The following is a 2,728-nucleotide window of genomic DNA, read 5'->3' on the forward strand; positions in this document are numbered from 1 at the left end:
CTGTGCCACAACAAACTCTTGTGGGGTGGGCCGAAGAGCCCGCCCCCAAACTTCAAAACTAAATCCAGCAAAGCCTACTCTGGTTCGACCCAGCGATCGTCCGATTTAATCAAGTCTATCAATTCTGCCACGCCTCGGTCTTCCGGCACCTTCTTAATTTCTTCCCGGCCCCGGTACAGCGAGATATAACCCGGTTGCTTCCCGACATAGCCGTAGTCAGCATCAGCCATTTCTCCCGGCCCATTGACAATACAGCCCATTACTGCTATATCCAAACCGGTGAGATGCTTGGTCGCCTCTCTCACTTTGTGTAACACTTCCTCTAAATTAAACAAAGTGCGACCGCAGGAAGGACAAGCCACATACTCAACCATCGTTTTCCGCAGTCCCAAGGCTTGCAGAATGCTGTAGCAAACGGGAATCTCCTTTTCTGGGGCCTCTGTCAGCGAGACGCGGATGGTGTCGCCGATACCGTCAGCTAACAAGGGTGCCAGGCCTGCGGTGGATTTGATGCGGCCGTATTCGCCGTCTCCTGCTTCCGTGACGCCGAGATGTAGGGGGTAATCCATGCCGAGTTCGTCCATCCGGTGCACCATCAAGCGGTAAGCAGCAACCATCACGGGTGCACGGGACGCTTTCAGGGAAAGTACGATATTTCGGAAGTCTAGGGATTCGCAAATTTTGATGAATTCCAGGGCTGATTCTACCATGCCTTCGGGCGTATCGCCGTAGGTAAACAGCATCCTTTCGGCGAGGGAACCGTGATTAACGCCGATTCGCAAAGCTTTGCCTTGGTCGCGCAGGGAAATCACCAGAGGTTCTAGGGTTTCGCGGATTTTTGCGCCAATTTCCGCGAATTCGCTGTCGGTGTATTCGCTTCTGTCGGCTTTCGGCTTCTCGAACACGTAAAGTCCGGGATTGATTCTCACTTTGTCTACGTGTTTGGCGACTTCCAGGGCAATTTTCATGCCGTTGTGGTGGACATCGGCCACGAGGGGCACGGGTTGGTAGGTGGCGTGCAGTTTTTGCTTGATTTCGGCTAATGCTTTGGCGTGGGCCATGCTGGGCACGGTGACGCGGACGATTTCGCAGCCAATCTCGTGCAAGCGCCGAATTCCGGCGACTGAACCGTCGATGTCGAGGGTGTCTTCGTTAATCATCGACTGTACGACGACGGGGTTGCCGCCGCCGATCGTGACGCTACCGACTTTGACTGGTCGGGTTTTGCGGCGTTTGATGGTGGTGTCGAAGGTTGGTTCGGTGGTGAGGGTTTTAGTGGGGTTCGGCAGAGTTTGCATAACTGGTTGGTAGAGTTTTGTTACTAAGGTCTATAAAAATGTGTCTGCTGTTTTTCAGGTTGCCATAGAAAGGGTCTGTTTGGACAAACAGGTTTTACGATTTAGGATTCTTAATGAGATTGCTGCGAATTTGTCGATCGAATTATGTCGGAAAAGGGCGATCGAACTAAAAGCCAACCATCACCGGGAAGGCGAACTGAAGTTGGGCCCGTGGAACTAAACCCAACCTAAAAAATACAGTTAAAATACAGGCTAGACCGAGATAAAAATTAATATTGGTTGGCGGTGAGGAGAATGGTTTGGACACCGGGGCAGCGGTTAAATGGCGATCGGTATATCATTGAAGGCAAGTTAGGTGAGGGTGGCTTTGGGGCCACGTACCTAGCGAAGAAAGCGCAAAACAGGCAGCGGGTTGTCATCAAAACGCTGAAAGATGAATTATTGAGAGATCCAAATTTTGCCTGGTTTCGGGACAAATTCCTGGAGGAGGCGGTAAAGCTATCTGTGTGCAGGCATCCCAATATTGTAGAAATAGAAAACTACTTCATTCACGATAATTTGCCTTGCATTTCGATGGAATATGTGGCAGGAGAAGATTTGTGGAAATGGGTGGGAGGGCGCGGTTTTATGTCAGAAAAAGAAGCTTTAAACTACATCCGCAAAGTGGGAGAAGCCGTAATAGTAGTTCACGAAAAAGGTTTACTACATCGGGATATCAAGCCACAAAACATTATGGTGCGTGACAATCAAGATGCAGTTTTGATTGACTTTGGTTTGGCGCGGGGTTTTATTCCAGATCGCACTCAGCAAATGACTTTTGGATTAACACATGGTTTTGCGCCTCCCGAACAGTACGGGGAAATTGGCAGATTTGCTGAGTACACAGATGTTTATGCTCTGGCGGCAACGCTATACTATCTGCTAACGAGAACACCACCAACTGCTGCATTTATGAGGGCTTTAAATCATCCTTTAAAGCCGCCGTTTCAGATTAATCGTAATATTAGCGATGCGGTGCATCGGGCAATTATGAAAGGGATGGAAATGAATGAGACAAAGCGCCCTCAGTCGGTTCAAAAATGGTTGGCTATGCTTCCCCAACCTACCCTTGGTAATTGGTGGCAAATAGGGGGTGTTTCGCCAACGATTCCTAGCCCGCAGCCACCGCCACAACCTGTAAATTTGATTTCAGCAATAGGAGTCGATTATCGTCAACTCGATCGGCTGTTGGCTAGCGGAAAGTGGAAAGAGGCGGATCAGGAAACGGGGAATAAGATCCTGGAAGCAGCAGGGAGAAAAGAGAATGAGAGGCTGAGATTTGAAGATAGCGATCGAGTCCCCTGTGAAGACTTAGGAATGAAGATTTAATAACATCAGCGATGTATAATAAATAAATGAGTGAATATGAATAGGTTTATGTTTCGGTAGAG

General features: G+C 49.0%; 3 protein-coding genes. 2 read left to right on the forward strand and 1 reads right to left on the reverse strand.

All coding sequences use genetic code 11. The features are described from left to right. Positions 1 to 74: 74 nt before the first annotated feature. A complete protein-coding gene (gene ispG, locus QUB11_RS05870) occupies positions 75 to 1,298 on the reverse strand; it encodes a (E)-4-hydroxy-3-methylbut-2-enyl-diphosphate synthase (RefSeq protein WP_333390002.1) in 1,224 nt (407 codons plus the stop codon). A 40-nt stretch (positions 1,299 to 1,338) separates the two neighbouring features. Here ispG and QUB11_RS05875 point away from each other — a divergent pair, with 40 nt between their 5' ends. Together QUB11_RS05875 and QUB11_RS05880 are read left to right on the forward strand one after the other, a co-directional pair. Continuing rightward, positions 1,339 to 1,518, forward strand: coding sequence for a hypothetical protein (locus tag QUB11_RS05875; protein WP_333390004.1), 180 nt, complete (start codon positions 1,339 to 1,341; stop codon positions 1,516 to 1,518). Positions 1,519 to 1,592: 74 nt separating this feature from the next. Then, positions 1,593 to 2,666 (forward strand): protein kinase domain-containing protein, encoded by a 1,074-nt coding sequence (locus tag QUB11_RS05880; RefSeq protein WP_333390006.1) that lies wholly within the window; start codon positions 1,593 to 1,595, stop codon positions 2,664 to 2,666. The last annotated feature ends 62 nt before the right edge of the window (positions 2,667 to 2,728 follow it).

The sequence above is a fragment of the Microcoleus sp. B6-A1 genome (assembly GCF_036705085.1).
Classification (GTDB): Bacteria; Cyanobacteriota; Cyanobacteriia; order Cyanobacteriales; family Microcoleaceae; genus Microcoleus.

Excerpts from the sequence above, each read along its gene's own strand:
- ispG (WP_333390002.1), bottom strand. The coding sequence starts at position 1,298 with ATGCAAACTCTGCCGAACCCCACTAAAACCCTCACCACCGAACCAACC.
- QUB11_RS05880 (WP_333390006.1), top strand. The coding sequence starts at position 1,593 with ATGGTTTGGACACCGGGGCAGCGGTTAAATGGCGATCGGTATATCATT.